The organism is Tardiphaga sp. vice154 (assembly GCF_007018645.1).
Classification (GTDB): Bacteria; Pseudomonadota; Alphaproteobacteria; order Rhizobiales; family Xanthobacteraceae; genus Tardiphaga.
On sequence record NZ_CP041399.1, the window covers coordinates 5257333 to 5278046 of the forward strand.

15 protein-coding genes and 1 pseudogene are annotated in these 20714 nt (G+C 63.9%); 5 read left to right on the plus strand and 11 right to left on the minus strand.

Annotation, left to right across the window (positions count from 1 at the left end; all coding sequences use genetic code 11):
* Positions 1 to 113 precede the first annotated feature (113 nt).
* Positions 114 to 1352 carry an ABC transporter substrate-binding protein gene (locus FIU28_RS24680; RefSeq protein ID WP_168203034.1) on the plus strand — a complete coding sequence of 413 codons (1239 nt, stop codon included), beginning with the start codon at positions 114 to 116 and terminating at the stop codon, positions 1350 to 1352.
* A gap of 62 nt (positions 1353 to 1414) precedes the next feature.
* Here the strand turns inward: FIU28_RS24680 and FIU28_RS24685 are convergent, their stop codons facing one another.
* Positions 1415 to 2368 (minus strand): IS110 family transposase, encoded by a 954-nt coding sequence (locus FIU28_RS24685; protein WP_143571863.1) that lies wholly within the window; start codon positions 2366 to 2368, stop codon positions 1415 to 1417.
* A gap of 518 nt (positions 2369 to 2886) precedes the next feature.
* Entirely contained in the window at positions 2887 to 4572 is a 1686-nt protein-coding gene (locus tag FIU28_RS24690) for a methyl-accepting chemotaxis protein (RefSeq protein ID WP_143575720.1), read from the minus strand.
* 304 nt (positions 4573 to 4876) lie between these two features.
* On the opposite strand from FIU28_RS24690, the pseudogene FIU28_RS24695 reads away from it, so the two are divergent.
* A pseudogene (locus tag FIU28_RS24695) lies at positions 4877 to 5065 on the plus strand (transposase); the annotation flags it as partial.
* A 697-nt stretch (positions 5066 to 5762) separates the two neighbouring features.
* On the opposite strand, the gene FIU28_RS24700 reads toward FIU28_RS24695, so the two are convergent.
* The gene (locus FIU28_RS24700; RefSeq protein ID WP_143575721.1) at positions 5763 to 6896 is read right to left on the minus strand and encodes a histidine kinase dimerization/phosphoacceptor domain -containing protein; all 1134 of its coding nucleotides are present in this window, start codon (positions 6894 to 6896) and stop codon (positions 5763 to 5765) included.
* A gap of 210 nt (positions 6897 to 7106) precedes the next feature.
* Between FIU28_RS24700 and FIU28_RS24705 the strand changes: the two genes are divergently transcribed.
* Positions 7107 to 9320: a transglycosylase domain-containing protein gene (locus tag FIU28_RS24705; protein ID WP_143575722.1), complete on the plus strand. Its 2214-nt coding sequence runs from the start codon at positions 7107 to 7109 to the stop codon at positions 9318 to 9320.
* Positions 9321 to 9603: 283 nt separating this feature from the next.
* Here the strand turns inward: FIU28_RS24705 and FIU28_RS24710 are convergent, their stop codons facing one another.
* The 4 genes from FIU28_RS24710 to FIU28_RS24725 form a co-directional block, all read right to left on the minus strand.
* Positions 9604 to 10443 carry a M48 family metallopeptidase gene (locus FIU28_RS24710; RefSeq protein ID WP_143575723.1) on the minus strand — a complete coding sequence of 280 codons (840 nt, stop codon included), beginning with the start codon at positions 10441 to 10443 and terminating at the stop codon, positions 9604 to 9606.
* Between the two features lie 241 nt (positions 10444 to 10684).
* Positions 10685 to 12004 carry a polyhydroxyalkanoate depolymerase gene (locus FIU28_RS24715; protein WP_143575724.1) on the minus strand — a complete coding sequence of 440 codons (1320 nt, stop codon included), beginning with the start codon at positions 12002 to 12004 and terminating at the stop codon, positions 10685 to 10687.
* A 123-nt stretch (positions 12005 to 12127) separates the two neighbouring features.
* Positions 12128 to 12952 carry an ABC transporter permease gene (locus tag FIU28_RS24720; protein ID WP_143575725.1) on the minus strand — a complete coding sequence of 275 codons (825 nt, stop codon included), beginning with the start codon at positions 12950 to 12952 and terminating at the stop codon, positions 12128 to 12130.
* On the minus strand, positions 12949 to 13734 hold the full coding sequence (locus FIU28_RS24725; protein ID WP_143575726.1) for an ABC transporter ATP-binding protein: 786 nt from the start codon (positions 13732 to 13734) through the stop codon (positions 12949 to 12951). Before FIU28_RS24725 ends, FIU28_RS24720 begins: the two co-directional genes overlap by 4 nt.
* A gap of 107 nt (positions 13735 to 13841) precedes the next feature.
* Here FIU28_RS24725 and FIU28_RS24730 point away from each other — a divergent pair, with 107 nt between their 5' ends.
* Complete coding sequence (locus FIU28_RS24730) at positions 13842 to 15155, plus strand: ActS/PrrB/RegB family redox-sensitive histidine kinase (protein WP_143575727.1); 1314 nt, start codon at positions 13842 to 13844, stop codon at positions 15153 to 15155.
* Between the two features lie 13 nt (positions 15156 to 15168).
* Here FIU28_RS24730 and FIU28_RS24735 read toward each other — a convergent pair whose 3' ends face one another.
* The 3 genes from FIU28_RS24735 to FIU28_RS24745 form a co-directional block, all read right to left on the minus strand.
* Positions 15169 to 16383: an MFS transporter gene (locus FIU28_RS24735; protein WP_143575728.1), complete on the minus strand. Its 1215-nt coding sequence runs from the start codon at positions 16381 to 16383 to the stop codon at positions 15169 to 15171.
* A 185-nt stretch (positions 16384 to 16568) separates the two neighbouring features.
* A complete protein-coding gene (locus FIU28_RS24740; RefSeq protein ID WP_143575729.1) occupies positions 16569 to 17804 on the minus strand; it encodes an MFS transporter in 1236 nt (411 codons plus the stop codon).
* A gap of 120 nt (positions 17805 to 17924) precedes the next feature.
* On the minus strand, positions 17925 to 18602 hold the full coding sequence (locus tag FIU28_RS24745; RefSeq protein ID WP_143575730.1) for a DUF938 domain-containing protein: 678 nt from the start codon (positions 18600 to 18602) through the stop codon (positions 17925 to 17927).
* 208 nt (positions 18603 to 18810) lie between these two features.
* Here FIU28_RS24745 and FIU28_RS24750 point away from each other — a divergent pair, with 208 nt between their 5' ends.
* Positions 18811 to 19617 carry a class II aldolase/adducin family protein gene (locus FIU28_RS24750; RefSeq protein ID WP_246660798.1) on the plus strand — a complete coding sequence of 269 codons (807 nt, stop codon included), beginning with the start codon at positions 18811 to 18813 and terminating at the stop codon, positions 19615 to 19617.
* 21 nt (positions 19618 to 19638) lie between these two features.
* Here FIU28_RS24750 and FIU28_RS24755 read toward each other — a convergent pair whose 3' ends face one another.
* Positions 19639 to 20688 carry a HoxN/HupN/NixA family nickel/cobalt transporter gene (locus FIU28_RS24755; protein WP_143575731.1) on the minus strand — a complete coding sequence of 350 codons (1050 nt, stop codon included), beginning with the start codon at positions 20686 to 20688 and terminating at the stop codon, positions 19639 to 19641.
* Positions 20689 to 20714 lie beyond the last annotated feature (26 nt).

Consider the following 20714-nt stretch of genomic DNA (forward strand, 5'->3'; position numbering starts at 1 on the left):
CATTTCCCACGGCGCAGGTCAACTTGCCTTCGCTAGTTCCCTGCGTCACACTGTCCGCAACGATGGCGCCAGCAATGGAACGACCGTCGGCGACACATCAGGGAGGCATGGCCATGAGGAATTCACACGCCGCGACTTCGTTCGCGCATCTGCTCGCCACCGCGACGATAGCCGTCGCTTTATCCGCCGCACCCGCTGCAGCGCAAAAGAAATACGATTCCGGCGCCTCCGACAGCGAGATCAGGATCGGCCAGACCGTGCCGTTCTCCGGGCCTGCGTCCGCCTATTCCTCGATCGGCAAGACCCAGGCGGCGTATTTCCGCATGGTCAACGAACAGGGCGGCGTCAACGGCCGCAAGATCAATCTGATCCAGTATGACGACGCCTATTCGCCGCCCAAGGCGGTGGAACAGGTGCGCAAGCTGGTCGAGAGCGACGAGGTGCTGCTGACGTTCCAGATCGTCGGCACGCCGTCCAATGCCGCCGTGCAGAAATATCTCAACCAGAAACAGGTGCCGCAACTGTTCTCCGCCACCGGCGCCACGCGATTCTCCGATCCGAAGAACTTTCCGTGGACGATGGGCTACAACCCGAACTACCACAGCGAGGGCCGGATCTACGGCAAGTACATTCTGAAAAACTATCCCGCCGCCAAGATCGCTATCCTCTGGCAGAACGACGACCTCGGCCGCGACTATGTCAACGGCATCAAGGCCGGGCTCGGCGACAAGGCCGCGAGCATGATCGTCTCCGACGCCTCCTACGAACTCGCCGACCCGACGATCGACTCGCAGATCGTCAAGCTGAAATCCTCCGGCGCAGATCTCTTGTTCTCGGCCTCGACGCCGAAATTCGCAGCACAAGCCATCAAGAAGGTGGCCGACTTGGGCTGGAAGCCCGTGCACATCGTCGACATCAACGCCACCTCGGTCGGCGCCGTGCTGGTGCCCGCGGGACTGGAGAATTCGAAGGGGCTGATCTCGACGAATTACGGCAAGGACCCGCTCGACCCGCAATGGAAGGACGATGCAGGCATGAAGCGCTATTTCGCCTTCATGGACAAATACTATCCCGAGGGCGACAAGAACTCGAACTTCAACACCTACGCCTATGGCAATGCGCAGCTGATGGTGAAGGTGCTGGAGCGCTGCGGCAACGAGCTGACCCGCGCCAATGTGATGAAGCAGGCGACGTCGCTGTCCGGCTACGGCAGCGACCTGCTGCTCCCCGGCATCACCTACTCCAGCTCGCCGACGGATTACCGCGTCAACAAGCAATTGCAGATGCAGCGGTTTAACGGCGAGAGGTGGGAGCTGTTCGGGCCGATCATCGAGGACGATGCGGCGGGGTGAGGACTGTTGTGGAGATTATTCAGTGGAAACACATCTTTCATCGGCAGCAAGCGTAGCAACCATTAAAGCGCGGCCTGCTTTTCAACCCATGGCGTGCCGCGCTCGACGACGGTGTTGGCGTAGATGAGGAGCTTGCGAGCGCAGGCGATGAGCGCCTCGTTGTGGGCCTTGCCGCGGGCTTTCAGGCGCTCGTAGAGCGCGCACAGGGCCTTGTTCCAGCGGAACGAGGCCGGCAGCGCCGCAGCAAACAGCGAGCGACGCAGGCGGCTTCGACCACCTGCAATGTGGCGCTGCCCCCTATGCTTGCCGCTGTCATCGTCGAACGGCGCAAGGCCGGCAAGAGCTGCCGCCTTCTCCCGGCTGATTTGGCCGAGCTCAGGCATGCGGATGATCAGCGCCAGCGCAGTCCGCTCGCCGATGCCGGGGACGCTGAGCACCAGATCGAGGCGCCGCGCCAGATCCGGATGGTCGCGCAGTTGGCCCGCGATTCGTAGGAGTTCGGTGGCTCGGCGCGCCTTCAGCCGATCGATGTCGTTGAGGACCAGACGCCGCCGTCGTGGCTCGTCGATATGTTCGAGCCGAGTCTTGAGGCGGACCATGTCTTCCTCGATCTGTTCGACGAAGGTCAGGTGATCTGCCAGCTCCGTGAGCCTTGGATCCGCGTCGACAGATGGAGGATCGAGCACCGCCGCGCAGGCGGCGACCAGCACGGCATCCAGGGCGTCGTTCTTGGCGCGCCGCAGATGCAGCCTGGCAAAGTTCTTGACCTGGATCGGCTGCAGCACCAGCACGACGAAGCCTTTGGTGCGCAAATGCGTAACCACGCCACGTTCATAACCACCGGTGGCCTCGATACCGACTTTGGTGACGCCTGCCTTACCGAGATCGGCCGCCAACTGCCGCCATCCCGCCGCTACGTTGGGCACCTGCCATCGCTGCTCCCGGCCATGCACCGCAATGTCGAGCTTGTCTTTGGCCGTATCGATGCCGGCCGTTTCCGTGTTATTGTTCGTCATCTTCGTCGACCCCTGCCTTGTGAAGCGAACCAACTTGTTCCGGCAACCATCCGGGTCCGATGAAGGAGCTGGCGCGATCCCGCTACGGGGCAGTCTCAGACGACTCAGGGCGGATACGATCCGATCGCCAGCCGCTCTGCCGCGGATGGCCGTCCGCGGCAGAGCATTCCTCTCGGAACGAGCTGACAATATCCCGATTTGCTATTACAAGGGCGGATTAGCGAAGCGTAATGCGCCGCCAAGCTCATCGCGGCGGATTACGCCTGACCGCCGGTGGGCGGACAGGCTAATCCGCCCTACGGGCTAGGGCGTGTACTCATAAATCGCGCGTCTGTGTGGGAGCTTGAGGCATCTCCGCCATCCGACGTATTACAGACTTAAATTGGAGATCGCCTCAGGTCCGAAAAGTGCCATGAAGAGACACGGCTTGAGCCTTGACCCAAAGAACTTGAGCCTTGACCCAAAGAAAGAGTCGCCCGTAGGCGGCTTCTCATTTTTTCTGATCCGATACCCGATGCTTAAGCGGCGCGTACCGTATTGAGGAACTTGCCGACTTCGAGCTTGAGGCGGTTGGAGTCCCCCGACAGCGACTGAGCTGCCGAAAGCACCTTGGACGAGGCCGAGCCAGTCTCGCTGGCGCCCCGCTGCACGTCGGCGATGTTGGAAGACACTTGCTGGGTACCTTGCGACGCCTGCTGCACGTTGCGCGCGATTTCCTGCGTTGCCGCGCCCTGTTCTTCCACCGCCGCCGCAATGGTCGAGGAAATCTCGAACAGTCGTTCGATGGTGCTGCTAATTTCCTTGATCGCGCCGACCGATTCCTGCGTCGCCGCCTGAATGCCGGTGATCTGCTGACCGATCTCGCCGGTCGCCTTGGCGGTCTGCTCGGCCAGCGCCTTCACTTCAGAGGCCACCACCGCAAAACCTCGGCCAGCTTCCCCGGCGCGGGCGGCCTCGATGGTCGCATTGAGCGCCAGCAGATTGGTTTGCCCAGCAATGGTGTTGATGAGTTCGACCACGTCCCCAATTCGGGCGGCAGCTTTGGACAACTGACTAACGCGATCATTCGTCTTGCGGGTCTGGTCAACAGCCTCGTTGGCGATTCGGGCGGATTCTTGCACCTGACGGCTGATCTCATTGACCGACGAAGACATCTCTTCGGTGGAAGATGCCACGGACTGCACATTGGCGGACGCTTGTTCGGAGGCTGCCGCCACGCTCGTGGTCAGCACCTGCGATCGTTCGGCCGTCGCGGTCAGTATGCCTGCAGAGGCTTCGAGCTCGGTCGAGGCCGACGATACGGTCTCGACGATGTTTCCGACGGCGGCTTCGAAATCGTCGGCGAACTTGTTCATATCGCGCTTGTGCCGTTCTTTAGCAAGCTGCTCCTGCTGCTTTATAGTTTCCGCCTCGCCCTGGGCTTTCTCAGCAGCCTTGATCTTGAATTGTTCGATTGAACGCGCCATGTCGCCAAGCTCGTCGCCGCGATCAAGGCCCGGTAATTTGATGTTGAAGTCACCTTCACCGAGCTTCGTGACAACCGATGTCATCGCGACCAGCGCGGATGACATTTTGCGCGCGATGATGATTGAAACCATCCCTATTAGGGCGATAACGATCAGCGCCGCGATACCGACAATCTTCGCGTTCTCCCACACTTGGGCCTGCAAATCGTCAATGTACACGCCCGTGCCGATGGTCCATTCCCAAGGCGCGAAGCCGGTCACGAAGGACAGCTTCGGCTGCGCTGCCTCCTTGCCCGGCTTTGGCCACTCATATTCCACGAAGCCACTGCCATCCCGCTTCACTAACACCGCAGCGTCATATAAAAACGGCTTACCGGCGGGGTCCTTGATTTCTTTGATATCTCGGCCGATCAGCTCCGGCTTAGTCGGGTGCATGATCATCTGGCTCAGATTGTTGATCCAAAAGTAATCGCCGTTCCCGTAGCGCATTTTGCCGATGCGAGCCGCAGCCCTCTGCTTTGCCGCCTCCTCTGAGGTCTTGTCCCGCTTCGCCCAATCATATTCCTCCTTGGCGACCTCGACCGCGAGCTCCACCAAATGGCCAAGTTCAGCTTGGCGCTGCGCTTTCAGGGAAGTCGAAAGAGTGTTGATCTGCAGCGCGGAAAGCCCGATCAGGCCGCAAAAGCTCAGACCGATGATGCAGTAAATACGAAGGCCAAGCGAAAAGCGCAGCTTCATGACATTATTTCCAAACTACAATGCAGTCCTGATCGGGCTGCTCCGCTCTACAATGCGCTCAGCAGCCTCCAAATTTAGTTAATTACGCTTGGCGGACATCCCGTAGAAATACGGTGTGCGCAGTGAGGATCGCTGCATCAGCGATTTCGCGGCATGTGCCTGTCAGATTTCAGCTTTGGGTCATTCGCTTCGTTTTTAACATGTCAGCGGCATGTCCGCTATCCGACCGATTCCGGACCCTCCGTTTCGTGTTGCGAGCACTGAGATAGACATGATTCAAACTCCCGAATCGGGGCCTCGGATCATGAGATACGAACTCACGGACTATGAGTGGAATGCCATCAGGCCGTTCCTTCCGAACAAGCCGCGCGGTGTGCCGAGGGTGGACGACCGGCGGGTCCTCAACGGCATCTTCTGGATATTGCGGTCGGCAGCGCCATGGCGCGATCTGCCGGAGAGCTTTGGGCCTTACACGACCTGCTACAACCGGTTCTACTTTGCCTTCATCAAACTCGCTGCGATTCGGATTTGGCTGCGCGCTTGTGAGTCCACGCCCTAGTCAGTGACAACGGGGCCGGATTTATGTCTCGACGCGCCTCGCTTATGCATGCAAGGGCGGCACAGCTTGTTGGCAAAGCATCTTAGCAAAAGCTATAGGTATTTTGTCTTTCTATGGTTGACGCCCAGAGAATTTTGACTATAATCCTCGCTGTCCTGCTCATCGAGGGGCGCTTCTAGAGGCGTTCTGGATGTGGAGCGGGATGCGGTGCCTGCGGACGTGGCTCGCAACCATGGACCCGGGAGGCCGGAGGTGGCCGTCCGCCCCCACTAGGAGGGGCCGCGCTAGTGCGCTGGCGGCATCGGTGAACGGCGGCGAAAGCCGCCGGGATGGCGGACTTCGGCTTCGCAAGGCGAAGCGGAGGACGCGCCGGTGCCGACGGAAGCGGTGCTCCGGACACAAGTCCCGCAATGGCGCGCCGAGAGGCGACGCGTCCCGCCTGCGGCCTCGCACGCCGCATCCGGAGCGCGACGAACTACCCAACTGCGCCTGTCGGCGCGCCATTCCCCTCGGTTGTCGAGGGGCACACCGGAAGGCTCGATTGGCGCGGCGGCGCGATGCCGACGGCGCGTGGGCGAATGTCATGTCAGCCCGCGCAGCGCGGATCGGCGACGCGTCCTCCGCGGCGCGATCATCCGCGCCCGAACGCCACCGTGAAGCTCGTGGTCGGCGGGGCGCCGGTAAAGGACAGCGTGGCGTTGAGGCGGCGGACCAGAGCGCTGACGACGCGCATGCCGACGCCGTGGCTGCGGGCGGGGTCGAAGCCGGGCGGCAGGCCCTGGCCGGCGTCGCTCACGGTCAGCGTCCAGCCCTGCGCGGTGCGCCGGAACGCGACGTCGACGGCGCCGCGGCCGTGTTCCGGATAGGCGTATTTGAAGCTGTTGGTGACCAGCTCGGCGAAGATCAGGCCCATCGTGCTGGCGAGATCGGAGCGCATCATCAGCACGTCGGTGGTGACATGGATGGCGTCGATGCGGGCCGGCGCGTTCAGCTTCAGGCTGTCGCAGATGCGGCGCAGGAAGGCACCGGCCTCGACGTCCTCGAGGCTGCCGCCAAGATGCAGCTCCTTGTGCACCGAGGCGATCGCCAGCACGCGGTTGCGAGCGGATTCCAGATGCGACCGGGTGTCCGCGCTGTCGGCGCTGCGCATCTGCAGGCTGAGCACGGACTGCACCAGCTGCAGCGAGTTCATCACGCGGTGATCGCCCTCGCGCGCCAGCACCTTGTTCTCCTCGACCACGAGTTCGGCGGCGAGACGCCCGGCGCGCTCGACGGCGATCAGCCGGCGCAGCTCCAGCGTCTTCATGACCTGGCCGGCCATCACCTGCAGCAGCGCCTTCTGGGTATCGTCGAGCTGCCGCGGCATGAAGTCCAGCACGCACAAGGTGCCGAGCGGCAGGCCGTCGGAAGTCTGCAGCAGCGCGCCGGCATAGAAGCGCAGCCGGGGATCGCCGATCACCAGCGGATTATCGCAGAAGCGGTCGTCCAGCGTGGTATCGGGAACGATGAACAGGCCCGGCTGCAGGATCGCATGGGCGCACAGCGAGCTGTCGATCGGCGTCTCGCGCACGCCGAGCCCGACCTCGGCCTTGAACCACTGGCGGCCGTCATCGATCAGATTGATCACCGAGATCGGCGCGTTGCATATCTCGGACACCAGCTTCACCACGTCGTCGAACTCGCGTTCGCGCGGCGTGTCCAGGATGCCATAGCTGCGAAGCGCCGCAAGTCGCTGATCTTCTGAAGCGTGCAACGCTGCTTTCACGGGCGGTCCTGATCACGAACTGTCGGTAATCCCTCGCATTTATGGCATCTCCGGCGAGCCCGTCCAAGCCGCATTTGGTCACCCTGTGTGTCTTGTCGATTTCGGCGCCGACGCGGCTAGCCGTCAATTCCTTCGATCCCGTTAAGCCCCGCTTAACCGCGCTTTAAACCGGGAACAGTACGGTCCGGCATCGAGCGGGCGGTGTGGCGTATGGCGAAGAAAAAAAGCGGTCGCAAGGAGCCTACGTTCGGGCTGCCGTCTTCGCTGTCGGAACTGCGGATGAACCCGCAGGACCGCGTCGCCGGTTCCGACGACAAGCCCAAGCCAAGTCCGCGAAAACCCGGCAAGCGCAAGTCGAGCAAGTCGCGCGGCGGCATCACCGGCTTCTTCAAGAAGATCTTCTACTGGGGCGCGGTGGTTGGCCTGTGGGGCGCGATCGCGGTGATTGGCCTGGTGATCTATGTCGGCGCGCATCTGCCGCCGATCCAGTCGCTGGAAATCCCGAAGCGGCCGCCGACCATCCAGATCACAGGCCTCGACGGCAGCGTGCTGGCGATGCGCGGCGAAATGGCCGGCGGCACCGTCGCGCTGAAGAATCTGCCGGCCTATCTGCCGAACGCCTTCATCGCGATCGAGGATCGCCGCTTCTATTCGCATTACGGCGTCGATCCCTTAGGGATCGCGCGCGCCGCGGTTACCAATGTGATGCATCGCGGCGTAGCGCAGGGCGGCTCGACGCTCACCCAGCAGCTCGCCAAGAACCTGTTCCTCTCCGAAGAACGCACGTTGAAGCGCAAGCTGCAGGAGGTCGAGCTGGCGTTCTGGCTGGAGCGCAAGCATTCCAAGCAGGAGATACTGGAGCTCTATCTCAACCGCGTTTATTTCGGCTCCGGCGCCTACGGCGTGGAAGCCGCGGCGCAACGCTATTTCGGCAAGCCGGCCAAGGAGGTCACGATCGCGGAGGCCGCTATGCTGGCTGGCCTCGTCAAGTCGCCGTCGCGGCTGGCGCCGAACCGCAATCCGGAAGGGGCCGAGGTGCGCGCGCGCACCGTGCTGGCGGCGATGCAGGACGCCGGCTTCATCACCCAGGCGCAGGCGCAGGCCTCGACGGGGCATGCGTCGTATAATGTAAAGGCGGTCGGCGCCGGCACCGTGAACTACGTCGCCGACTGGATCGGCGAGGTGCTCGACGATCTGATCGGCCAGGTCGATCAATCCATCGTGGTCGAGACCACCCTCGATCCGAAGCTGCAGAGTCTCGCGGAAGCCTCGATCATCGACGAGTTGGCGGCCAAGAGCGTCAAGTTCAACGTCTCGCAAGGCGCGCTGGTGGCGATGACGCCCGACGGCGCGGTGCGCGCGATGGTCGGCGGGCGGAACTATGCCGAGAGCCAGTTCAACCGCGCGGTCACCGCCAAGCGTCAGCCGGGCTCCTCGTTCAAGCCGTTCGTCTATCTTACCGCGATCGAGGCGGGGCTGACGCCGGAGACGATCCGCTCCGACGCGCCCTTGGACGTCAAGGGCTGGAAGCCGGAGAACTATACGCATCAATATTTCGGTCCGGTGACGCTGACGCAGGCGCTGGCGATGTCGCTGAACACGGTGGCCGTGCGGCTTGGGCTCGAGGTCGGCGCGAAAAGCGTGGTGCGGACCGCGCATCGGCTGGGCATCGCCTCGAAGCTGGAGGCCAACGCCTCGATCGCGCTCGGCACCTCCGAAGTGTCCTTGACCGAGATGGTCGGGGCCTATGCGAGCTTCGCCAATGGCGGGCTGTCCGCTTCGCCCTATGTCGTCGAGCGGATCCGCACCGTGGACGGCAACAAGACGCTGTATCGCCGCACCAAGGACACGCCGGCCGCGGTGATCGATGCCCGCGCGGTGGCGATGATGAACACGATGATGACCGAGACGCTGATCTCCGGCAGCGCCAGGAAGGCCGAGCTGCCGGGCTGGCAGGCCGCCGGCAAGACCGGCACCAGCCAGGATTTCCGCGACGCCTGGTTCATCGGCTACACCTCGAAGCTCGTCACCGGGGTCTGGCTCGGCAATGACGACAACTCGCCGACCAAGAAAGCGACCGGCGGCGGATTGCCGGTGGAGATCTGGACGCGCTTCATGAAGACCGCGCATCAGGGTGCTGCGCCGGAGCCGATCCCCGGAGCGGCGCCGAGCAGCTTCTTCAACTCGGTCGCCGCGGCGGTGTCGCAGGTGATGCCGGGCACAGCCGAGCCGCAGCAGTTGCGGCCGCAGCCGGGCTACGTGCCGAGCGCGCCGGTCTATACTGGCGCGAGGCCACAGCCGAGCGCGCCGCCGACGCCGACCTCCTATCCTGCGCGGCAAGCCCCGCCGCCGCGCGACAACGTCCGCCCGGAGGCCGCGAGCGGTTTGGACGGCTGGCTGACGGACCGGCTGTTCGGGCGATAGCCCCCTGTCATTCCGGGGCGTGCGCAGCGATAGCTGCGCGCGAACCCGGAATCCCGAAGTTGCGGCACGCTGAACATGTCGGGATCCCCCGCTACTCCAATTGGAGTGGCTGAGGTTCGCTCGCGCTGGTGCGCTCGCGCCCCGGAACGACAGCCACCCGCGGGAAGGCGATCACCCCTAGCCAAACGTCATAATTAGGAATATAAAGCTATAGGAATATAGGCAGGGAAGAGGAGGAGCGAGAATGAGATCACCCCACCCTCCCCTGTCATGTGAATGCCGCTCAGTCCTGCACCCCATAACGGTGCAGATCGTTGCCGTGCGTATCCAGCCAGGTCTTGGCGCGTTCGGTGGCCGGGCAGATCTTGGCCACCACCTTCCAGAACTTCGCCGAGTGGTTCATCTCGACCAGATGCGCGACTTCATGGGCGGCGAGATAGTCGAGCACGTAGGGCGGCGCCAGGATCAGCCGCCACGAGAACGACAGCGACCCCGCCGAGGTGCACGACCCCCACCGGCTCGACTGGTCGCGGATCGTCAGCCGCGTCACCTTGACGCCGAGTTCCTTCGCATAATGCGTCGACGCCTTCTGCAGATCGGCGCGCGCCTCGCGCTTGAGGAAATCGTGCACGCGGCGACCGACATGCTCGGCCTCGCCGGCGACGCACAGGATCTTCTCGCCAGAGTCGCGCGCCTCGGTCCACACCGTGCCGCGCGAGCCCGGCCGATGCACGATCTTGTGCATCGTGCCGCGCAACGGCAGCAGGGTGCCGGCCTCGAAGGGCGCGGCTTTCGGCAGACGGCCGAGGCGCGCGGCGATCCACGCGCCGTGGCCGGCGGCAAACGCCTTGGCATCGGCCAGCGTGCCCCGCGGCGGCATCGTCAGGATGGCTTCGCGATCGCTCGGATGAATGCGCAGCGTGTAGCGCCGCGCGCGGCGATGCCGTCGCAGGCGAACGGCAAAAATCTGGCTGCCATGCTTGATGGCCAGCGTGTCGGGTTCAGTGGGGCGGCGATAGAGAAGTGCGCGAAATGCCATATCTACATGTCCGGTCGTCAGGAGATCGACCGGATTCTGCCATATCCGCCGCCAAGAGAATGGCCCCGCAGAAAAACAAATCATTTGCCCAATATACGGGGTTTCACGAATGCATGTCCCCTATCCAATGGGCCTTGGAACCAGAATCCTGGTTCAGAATCACCGGACAGGCGCCGTTAATTAAGTGAACCTCGCCTCATTTCTAAAGATACCGGGGAAATGCGGATTTTATGGCTATTTTCAAAGGCTTGGAAACGGCGCGTTCGACTCGCAGCGATGAACAACGATGAGCTCCCCTTCGTGAAGCTCGTCGTTGCGCTATCCATCACTCCGCAGCGACGCGCTTGGATTCGGTTGCGTTGTGCATGAAGTCATTGATGCGCGGCACGATCTCGGACCGGAACCGCGAGCCGTTGAACACGCCGTAATGTCCAACGCCTTTTTGCACGTAGTGCACACGGCGATCGTCGGGGATCGATGTGCACAAAGCATGCGTCGCTTCGGTCTGGCCGATGCCGGAGATGTCGTCGTTCTCGCCTTCCACGGTCATCAGCGCGACGTTGTGAATCTTCGAGGGATCGACCAGCTTGCCGTGGTGGGTCATCTCGCCTTTCGGCAGCGAGTGCTTGATGAACACCGTGTCCACGGTCTGCAGGTAATACTCGGCCGTCAGATCCATTACCGCCAGATATTCGTCGTAGAAATCGCGGTGCTTGTCGGCGAGGTCGCCGTCGCCCTGGACCAGATGGTTGAACAGATCCTTGTGCGCGTCCATGTGGCGGTCGAGATTCATGCTGATGAAGCCGTTGAGCTGCAGGAACCCGGGATAGACGTCGCGCATCAGGCCGGGATGCGGAAACGGCACCTTGGTGATGACGTGGCTGCGGAACCAGTCGATGCCCTTTTCCGCGGCGAGGTTGTTCACCGCGGTCGGATTGCGGCGGGTGTCGATCGGGCCGCCCATCAGCGTCATCGACACCGGCACGAACGGATCGGCGTCGGCTTCCATCACGGAAACGGCGGCGAGCACCGGCACGGATGGCTGGCAAACCGCAATGACATGCATGTTGCCGCCCAGCTCATGCAGCATCTCGATGATGTAGTCGACATAGTCGTCGAGATCGAAGCGGCCTTCGGCGATCGGCACCATGCGGGCGTCGGTCCAGTCGGTGATGTAGACCTCGTGGGTCGGCAGGAAGGCCTCAACGGTGCCGCGCAGCAGCGTGGCGTAGTGGCCGGACATCGGCGCCACGATCAGCACGCGCGGCTGCGGATGCTTCAGCGGCCGCGGATGGTCCCGGTCGAAATACAAAAGCCGGCAGAACGGCTTCTCCCAGACCGTGCGGATCACCACCGGCGTTCGCACGCCGTTGACCTCGGTGTCGTCGAGGCCCCATTCCGGCTTGCCGTAGCGGCGCGTGGTGCGCTCGAATACCTCGCAGCCGGCGGCGACCTGCTTGCCGAAATCGGTATGCGTCAGCGGATTGAACGGGTTCTGGAACAGCACCTTGGTGGCATCGGTCAGCATCCGCGCCGGATTCAGCGAGGCGCGGGCCATCTCGTGCATCCAGTACATCGGCGTGGTCAGCGCCGGGCTAACTTCCGACGGCAAGGCCGGCGGCCTGCCAAATTCACCGATCGGCATCTGAACTCCCAACGTTGTTGCTGTGCGGGAGTGTGGCCCCTGCATAAGAAAGCGTCAATGCAGGGCACGGTGGATGTTTATCCAAATGTCGGCCAAACCGGCAATTTCTGCCAGAAATGAAGGCTATTCGCCGCCAGATACCAGCGAACCGGCGCGGCGGGCGCTGCGCAGCAGCCCAAGAAAACTCGCAAATGATGCGATAAACAGCACGGCGTTGATCGCCAGCGCGGTGACCATCAGGTCGGTGCGGAACGTGTGATCGAACAACAGCGCGCGCATGCCCTCGAACACATAGGTCGGCGGCAGTGTCCAGGCGACATATTGCAGCCAAGTGGGCAGCACCGACACGGGATAGTACACACAGGCCAGCGGCATCAGCCCGAACATCAGCGTCCAGACGATGCTCTCCGCACCCAGCCCGTTGCGCAACACCAGGCCGGACACGAAAATGCCGACCGACCACGAGGTAAAGATCAGGTTGCAGAAGAAGGCGATCAGCGGCAGGCCGAGCGCAAACAGGTTGAACTGGAAGAACACCACCGCGAGGATGATCATCGGGATCACGCCGATCGCCAGCCGGACCAGGCTCATGATCATCAGCGAGATCAGGAATTCGATCGGCTTCAGCGGGCTCATCATCAGGTTGCCGAGATTGCGCGCCCACATTTCCTCGAGGAAGGAGATAGAAAAGCCGAGCTGGCCGCGGAACAGGATGTCCCACAGGATCACGGCGCCGATCAGCGTGCCGCCAGCCTGCGCGAAGAAGCCGGCATTCTGCGAGATGTAGTTCTGCAGGAACCCCCAGGTGACGATCTGCAGCGCCGGCCAGTAGATCAGCTCCAGCATTCGCGGCCAGGACGACACCAGCAGGTACCAATAGCGCAGCACCATCGCGTTGATGCGGTGCAAGGCGATGCCGCGGAACTCGCGGTGATCCAGCAGGCTCATGACACGCGCTCCCGGCCGCGGGCGACGTCGAGGAACACCTCTTCCAGCGTCGTCCGGTTATAACGGACCAGGATGTTGGCCGGACTGTCGTCGTCCTCGACGCGCCCGGTCTTCATGATGATGACGCGGTCGCACAATCGCTCGACCTCCAGCATGTTGTGCGACGCCAACAGGATGGTGGCGTTGTGCGTCCGGCGATAGGTCTCCAGATGCTGGCGAATCCAGTCCGCGGTGTCGGGATCGAGCGAGGCGGTCGGCTCGTCGAGCAGCAGCAATTCCGGCTCGTTGATCAACGCCTTGGCCAATGCCACGCGGGTCTTCTGCCCGGCCGACAGCTTGCCGCTGGCGCGGTCGAGGAAGTCTGCGAGGTCGAGGTCCTCGGTGAGCTGCGCAATGCGGCCGCGCAGATCCGGCACCGCATAGAGCTTGCCGAACACCGTGAGGTTCTGCCGCACGGTAAGCCGCATCGGCATGTCGACGTAGGGGCTTTCGAAATTCATTCGGCCGAGCACCTCGGCGCTCTGCGCCGGCATCGCATGGCCGAGCACGGAGACGCGACCGGAGGTCGGCAGCACCAGGCCCATGATCATGGCGATGGTGGTGGTCTTGCCGGCGCCGTTGCCGCCGAGCAGCCCGGTGATCGAGCCGCGCGCGATCGCGAACGACACGTCGTCGACCGCACGCGTCGTCTTGTAGAGTTTGACGAGCCGATCGACGGCGATCGCCGCGCCGGAGGACGGGCTGATCGCCGGGTCGGCGCGCAAGGCGGGTTCACTGGTCATATCTGCCGTCCTAGCGGGATCGCAGCCGGATAGGCAAGCCCTGCCTGCAACTTGTCGCAGGCATTGCCGGTTTGTGATCGGACCGCCGGCCGTCTAATGTCGCCCGCATGACCGATGTCGCGCCGTCCGATTTCCGCCATCCGCGCCGCTATGTGCGGCTCGACACCATTCTGCGGCTGCGCTGGCTGGCGGTGCTGGGACAGCTCGCCGCCATCTTCATCGTAGCCCAAGGGCTCGACTTCGAAGTCCCGGTGCTGCCCTGTCTCACCGTGATCGGCCTGTCGGCCGGGCTCAATCTGGTGTTGCAGATCGTGTTCAACCCGATGCAGCGACTGGAGCCGCGCTGGGCGGCAGCCCTGCTGGCGCTGAACATTGCCGAGCTGGCGGCGCTGTTATACTTCACCGGCGGGCTGCAGAATCCGTTTTCATTCATGTTCCTGGCACCGGTGCTGATCTCGGCCACCGCACTGCCGACGCGGCTGACCATATCGCTCGGCGTACTGGCCGCGATCTGCGCCACGGCGCTGACCTTTTTCCATCTGCCGCTGCCGTGGGACGCCAGCGAGCCATTGGTGCTGCCGCAGATCTACATGCTGGGCGTCTGGCTCTCGATCCTCACCGCGATCGGCGTCACCAGCCTTTACGCCTTCCAGGTTACCGAAGAAGCCCGCAAGCTGTCCGATGCGCTGGCCGCCACCGAACTGGTGCTGACCAGGGAGCAGCATCTGACCCAGATCGACGGCCTTGCCGCAGCCGCCGCGCATGAATTGGGGACGCCGCTCTCGACCATCTTCCTGATCTCACGCGAGCTGGAAAAGAATGTGGGCAACACGCCGGAATTGGCCGAGGACCTTAAGACGCTGCGCGAGCAGGCGCAGCGCTGCCGCGAAATTCTCTCCAAGATCACGCAGCTCAATTCCGCCGGGGCACCGTTCGACCGGATGCAGCTATCGACGCTCATCGAGGAAGCGGTGGCGCCGCACCGCGATTTCGGCATCGCGATCAAGGTCCGTATTGCGGTCGCCACCGCGTCGGAGCCGACATCGATGCGCAACCCGGCGATTCTCTACGGCGTCGGCAACCTTTTGGAAAACGCCGTCGATTTCGCCCGCGAGCGGGTCGAGGTCAATGCGTGGTGGAATGCCGACAGCGTCGCGATCTCGATCTCCGACGACGGGCCGGGCATTCCGCCGGACCTATTGAAGCGGATCGGCGAGCCCTATCTGTCGCGGCGGCGCGGCGATGACGGCGGCGAACGCGGCGGGCTCGGGCTCGGCGTTTTCATCGCCCGCACGTTGCTGGAGCGTACCGGGGCCAAGGTGTCGTTCAGCAACCGCGTATTCCCGGATCATGGCGCCGTGGTGCAGATCGCCTGGCCGCGCGACAGTTTCGAGACCGCCGAACGCGCCTTCGACGACTGAGCGCCGGGAGATGTTACACCGGCCGCCGTTTGGCAAAGCCGCTCCAGGCCAACACGATCAGGCCGAACACCACCGGCGGAAATACCGCGGCGTTGACGGTGGCCCAGCCATAATTGGCCAGCAATTCACCGGACGAGAACGAACCCACCGCCATCACGCCGAACACCAGGAAGTCGTTGAACGCCTGCACTTTGGTGCGCTCCGACGGCCGGTGGGTTTCCATCACCAGCGCGGAGGCGCCGACGAAGCCGAAATTCCAGCCAACGCTGAGCACGACGAGGCCGACCCAGAAGTGCATCGCGCTGGTGCCCGACAGGCCGATCACCGCCGCAACGGCTTCCATCAACAGACCGACCACCACGATACGCGACGCTCCGAACCAGGCGATCAGTGTGCCTGTGAAAAAGCTCGGCAGATACATCGCCACGATATGCCACTGGATGCCGAAATTGGAATCGCTGAGGCTGAGGCCGCAGATCTTCATCGCCAGCGGCGCCGAGGTCATCACTAGGTTCATCATCGCGGTCGACACCACGCCGCAAATGGCGGCGACGATGAAGCGCGGTTGCCGGACGATGTCGAGCAGCGGCCGTCCGCCGCGCAACTCGGAGGCGGCCGGCTTCGGCGCATCGACCGTGGCCAGTACGGCCATGGCGACCAGCGCGATGGCGGCCTGAACACAGAAGCTGAAGGCAAACAGGTAAGGCTGCCAGACATCCATCGTCCACTGCAGCAGTTGCGGGCCGAGCACGCCGGCGAACACGCCGCCGGCCAGCACCCACGACAAGGCCTTCGGCCGATAGCTCGCACTGGCACCATCGGCGGCGGCAAAGCGATAGGCGTGCGCCGCCGCGCCGTAGAAGCCGCCGAACAAATTGGCGATGCAGAACAGCGCGAACGAGCCCTGCAGAATCGCCAGCGCGCCGAGCCCGCCGCATATCACGCCGCAGCCCGAGCCGATCAGGAAGGCGACGCGGCGGCCATAGGCGCGCGAGAGGGCGCCGACCGGCAGCGTGCCGCAGGCCAAGCCTGCGACATAGACCGAGATCGGCAAGGTGGCGAGCGACAGGCGCGGCGCCAGCATGGCGCCGACGATCGCGCCGGTGGCAAAAATGACCGCCGCATTGGCGCCAGCCAGCGCCTGCGCGACCGCGAGCTTGCGCACATTGGCCAGCGCCCGGGTATCGCCGGACGATGGGGCGGATATGGAGCTGGTTCTCATCGGCATTCGCGCCCGGGCCTCGACCAGGTTGATCCGGCCTGCAGGCGCGCGGCAGGAGACGCGACCGCCCGCGCATCGCGCGCCGACGCCTGCACGCCAGACGCCGCCGACGGTTACGGACCGACGGGCAATATGCGGCGATCGGCGATCGCCACCATGACATCGATCAATGTCGGCCGATGGCCGGCTGATCAGATCGCCGGGCCGGGCATCCCCGCACGCTGCGCAGCGCGCCGCCGGACAAAGCCGGTCAGCGCCAGCATCGCCAAGCCGAGGAGGACCGGCGGAAACACCACGGCGTTGACCGTCGACCAGCCGAAGCTGGCCAGCAACTGGCCGGATGAGAACGATCCGGCTGCCATCACGCCGAACACCAGGAAGTCGTTGAACGCCTGAACCTTGTTGCGTTCCTGCGCACGATGAGTCTCCAGCACCAGCGCGGACGCGCCGATGAAGCCGAAATTCCAGCCGACGCCGAGCACGACCAGGCCGACCCAGAAATGCATCGCCGTGACGCCGGACAGGCCGATCACCGCCGCGATGGCTTCGAGCACCAGGCCTGCGGCGACAACGCGCGAAGCGCCGAAGCGAACAATCAGCGATCCCGTGAAGAAGCTCGGGCCGTACATCGCGACCACGTGCCACTGGATGCCGAAATTGGAATCGCTCAGGCTCAGCCCGCACATCTTCATCGCCAGCGGCGCCGAGGTCATCACCAGGTTCATCATCGAATAGGATACCACGCCGCAGATCGCCGCCGCGATGAAGCGCGGCTGCCGGGCGATCTCCAGCAACGGGCGGCCACCATGCAGATCGGCCGGCGCCGGCTTCGGCGCATCGACGGTGGAGAGCAGCGCCATGGCGATCAATGCGACCACCGCCTGCGCGGCGAAGCTGGCGGCAAACAGATATGGCGGCCAGATATCCATGGTCCACTGCACAAGCTGCGGACCCAGCACGCCGGCGAACACGCCGCCGGCCATCACCCAGGACACTGCCTTTGGCCGGTACGCCGCGCTGGCCCCGTCCGCGGCGGCAAACCGGTAGGACTGCGTGGCCGCGCCATAGAGCCCGCCAAAAAACGTGGCGCAGCAGAACAGCGCGAACGAGCCGGAGAGCAAAGCGAAGGCGCCGAGCAAGCCGCATAAGACGCCACAGCCGCCGCCGAGCAGGAAGGCGACGCGGCGGCCATGGCTGCGCGAGATCATGCCGACCGGTAGCGTGCCGCAGGCGAGGCCGACGACATAGACCGAGATCGGCACGGTGGCGAGCGCCACGCTGGGCGCCAGTGTCGCGCCGACGATAGCGCCCGTGGCGAAGATCACCGCCGAATTGGCGCCGCCGAGTGCCTGCGCGACCGCCAGCTTTTTCACGTTGGAGCGTGCAAGGGCATCGCCGGAAAGGTCGGCAGCGGCAACGTCATTCATGAGCAATTCCAACCGGGCATGGCCCGGTCAAGTCCGTGCCTGTTACTCCAAGCGGGAACTATGGCCGCAGCCGGACCGCCGATCAACGTCCGCCGCTGCAGGCGCGCCATGCGCGGGGCGTCAGCCGGCGCGGCCGAATACCAGGATGAGATTGTTGGCCGGCATCGCGACGGTATTTTGCAGCGCCAGGCCGACGCCGGCAGCCACCTCTTCCAGATCCGCGACATCGCGCACGCCCCATTCCGGATTGCCGTTGCGCAGGCTGGTGTCGAACACGGCATTGCTCACCGCGGTGTGCTGGCCGCCCTGCTTGAATGGGCCGTATAGGAACAGCAGCCCGTCCGGCTGCAGATATTTCGCGGCGCCGGCAAGCAGCCCTTCTGCGACATTCCACGGCGCGATGTGCACGACGTTGGCGCAGAAAACGGCCGAGAGCGGTCCCGGACCGGAGCCGTCCTGCATCTGCGGGCACCACGCGGGATCGGTGAGATCGATTCGAACAGGCGCGCGGACGTTTCCGGCCTGCGCATGCATGCGCCAGGCGTCGATGCTTTTCAGATGCGCCTCGTTAAGGTCGCTCGGCCACCATGTAACGTCCGGGCTGCGCCGCGCGAACTCGACGACATGCTGGCCGGTGCCGCTGCCGACCTCGACGACGTCGCCCGCCGCGCGGTCGAGATACGGCGCCAGCGCCTGCCAGATCGCCTCGAAATTGCGGTGATACGCCGGCGCGTCCAGCCGGCCATCGGCTTCGACGCGGCGGCCGTCCTGGCCGAATTGCACCACATAGTCCGCCATGCCACATCCTCGCTGGATCGTCTTCGGAGCCTGTGTAGCAGCATTGCCGTTCGGCGAAAACGCATCGCTGCACATGCCCGGGCCGCTTCGCCGTGGCGCATCTCGAAGGCGGCGTGGGAAGACCGGGGGCTGCGGTTGCCGGCTGACCGCGACGGTGTCAGTTTGCCGGAAAGGCGGGAATCAAACCGCCATCCGATGGAGACGCCCGATGAGACTGCCCCGATTCGCCTTGTTTATGTTGCTGCTGACCGGGGGCATCTCGCCACTGCATGCGCAGACCGCGCCCGCTTCGGGCGGCCCGATCGATCCGGCCGCGATGCAGGATCTGGTGCTCGCCAATCGCGTCCTGACCGACCTCAATGTGATCGACGGCTTCGGCCACGTCAGCATGCGGCATCCCAGCAATCCGAACCGCTATCTGATGGGGCGCTCGGTGGCGCCGGCGCTGGTCGTCGCCGACGACATCCTCGAATACGATCTCGATTCGAATCCCGTCGATGCCCGTGGCCGCAACAGCTTCCTCGAACGCTTCATTCACGGCGAAATCTACAAGGCCCGGCCGGACGTGATGGCCATCGTCCATACCCATTCGCCCGGCGTCATTCCGTTCAGCGTCTCCGGCGTGCCGCTGCGGCCGGTGTTTCACCTCGGCGCCTTCCTGTCGCCCGGCGTCCCGGTGTTCGAGATCCGCGACACCGCGGGCCAGAGCAACATGCTGGTCAGCAACGCGCAGCTCGGCAAGGCACTGGCGGCGACACTCGGCGACCGCAACGTCGCGCTGATGCGCGGCCATGGCAGCGTCGTGGTCGCAGCGACCGTGCCGATGGCCGTGTTCCGGGCGCATTACAGCAACGTCAATGCGCAGCTGCAGATGCAGGCGATGTCGCTCGGCGGCCCGGTGACGTTCATGGAAGCCGAAGAGAGCCAGAAGACGCTCGGCGTGATCGAGCAGATCCACGGCCGCGCCTGGGACCTCTGGAAGCGCGCCGCGCTCGAGAAGATGCCGGGCAAATAGCCGGCGCCGGGTCCGCGGCCGTCAGTGGACGCGGACCTCGATGTCGTCATAGCCCTTGAGGCGATAGACGATCACCGAGACCATCCAGCTCACCAGGAAGATCACGATGATGACATAGCCGAGCGCGCCGAAATTCTCGTTCAGCGCCTCGATGCCGGTCCAGAAGCTGCCGGTCAGATCCAGTTTGCGGCCGATCAGGCCGAGCGCCTCGACGCCGCCGATCAACAGCGCCACCATTACCGACACCAGCGTGATGGTCATGTTGTAATACAGCTTGCGGATCGGCTTGATGTAGGCCCAGCCATAGGCCCGCACCATCAGCACCGCATCGGTGGTGTCGATCAGCGTCATGCCGGCCGTGAACAGCGCCGGAAACACCAGGATCGTCCACATCGACATGCCCTCGGCGCCCTGCGACGCCGCGATGCCGAGCAGCGCGATTTCCGTCGCAGTATCGAAGCCCAGGCCGAACAGGAAGCCGAGCGGGTACATGTGCCAGCTCTTGGTGATGATGCCGAACAGCGAGCGCAGCATCCGGCCGAGCAGGCCGCGCTGCGACATCAGGATGTTGAAGTCCTCCTCGATGAAGCGCTCTCCGCGCTTCACCGCCCGGAACAGCCGGAACACCGACACCAGGATCACGATATTCACCGCGGCGACGGCGAGCAGGAAGAACGCCGAGACGCCGGTGCCGATCAGCCCGCCGATCTCCTTGAAGCCTGCGACCTGGGTCTGCAGGGTCGCCACAGCCAGCGCGACGAAGATCGAGGCAATGACGACGACGCTGGAGTGCCCGAGCGAAAAGAACAGTCCGACTGACAAAGGCCGTTTGCCGGATTGCATCAGCTTGCGCGTCACATTGTCGATCGCGGCAATATGGTCGGCATCGACGGCATGGCGCAGGCCGAACGTATAGGCGAGCACGGCGGTGCCAAGCAGAACCGGCTGATCCTGGAACGCGATCCATGCCCATAGCCAGGCCAGGATATTGGCCGGTATCAGGATGGCGTACATGGTGATGATGCGGCCGCGCTGATTATCCGGGCCATCGTCGAAAAGCTTGCTGAGCATGGGGGTGATGCAGTCCAGTTCCACGG

What these genes read in the sequence shown, in the direction of transcription:
- FIU28_RS24715 (WP_143575724.1), bottom strand. Translation starts at nt 12,004, where the DNA reads ATGCCGATCGGTGAATTTGGCAGGCCGCCGGCCTTGCCGTCGGAAGTT.
- FIU28_RS24740 (WP_143575729.1), bottom strand. Translation starts at nt 17,804, where the DNA reads ATGAATGACGTTGCCGCTGCCGACCTTTCCGGCGATGCCCTTGCACGC.
- FIU28_RS24745 (WP_143575730.1), bottom strand. Translation starts at nt 18,602, where the DNA reads ATGGCGGACTATGTGGTGCAATTCGGCCAGGACGGCCGCCGCGTCGAA.
- FIU28_RS24720 (WP_143575725.1), bottom strand. Translation starts at nt 12,952, where the DNA reads ATGAGCCTGCTGGATCACCGCGAGTTCCGCGGCATCGCCTTGCACCGC.
- FIU28_RS24680 (WP_168203034.1), top strand. Translation starts at nt 114, where the DNA reads ATGAGGAATTCACACGCCGCGACTTCGTTCGCGCATCTGCTCGCCACC.
- FIU28_RS24685 (WP_143571863.1), bottom strand. Translation starts at nt 2,368, where the DNA reads ATGACGAACAATAACACGGAAACGGCCGGCATCGATACGGCCAAAGAC.
- FIU28_RS24705 (WP_143575722.1), top strand. Translation starts at nt 7,107, where the DNA reads ATGGCGAAGAAAAAAAGCGGTCGCAAGGAGCCTACGTTCGGGCTGCCG.
- FIU28_RS24710 (WP_143575723.1), bottom strand. Translation starts at nt 10,443, where the DNA reads ATGATTTGTTTTTCTGCGGGGCCATTCTCTTGGCGGCGGATATGGCAG.
- FIU28_RS24690 (WP_143575720.1), bottom strand. Translation starts at nt 4,572, where the DNA reads ATGAAGCTGCGCTTTTCGCTTGGCCTTCGTATTTACTGCATCATCGGT.
- FIU28_RS24735 (WP_143575728.1), bottom strand. Translation starts at nt 16,383, where the DNA reads ATGCCGATGAGAACCAGCTCCATATCCGCCCCATCGTCCGGCGATACC.
- FIU28_RS24730 (WP_143575727.1), top strand. Translation starts at nt 13,842, where the DNA reads ATGACCGATGTCGCGCCGTCCGATTTCCGCCATCCGCGCCGCTATGTG.
- FIU28_RS24755 (WP_143575731.1), bottom strand. Translation starts at nt 20,688, where the DNA reads ATGCTCAGCAAGCTTTTCGACGATGGCCCGGATAATCAGCGCGGCCGC.
- FIU28_RS24725 (WP_143575726.1), bottom strand. Translation starts at nt 13,734, where the DNA reads ATGACCAGTGAACCCGCCTTGCGCGCCGACCCGGCGATCAGCCCGTCC.
- FIU28_RS24750 (WP_246660798.1), top strand. Translation starts at nt 18,811, where the DNA reads ATGAGACTGCCCCGATTCGCCTTGTTTATGTTGCTGCTGACCGGGGGC.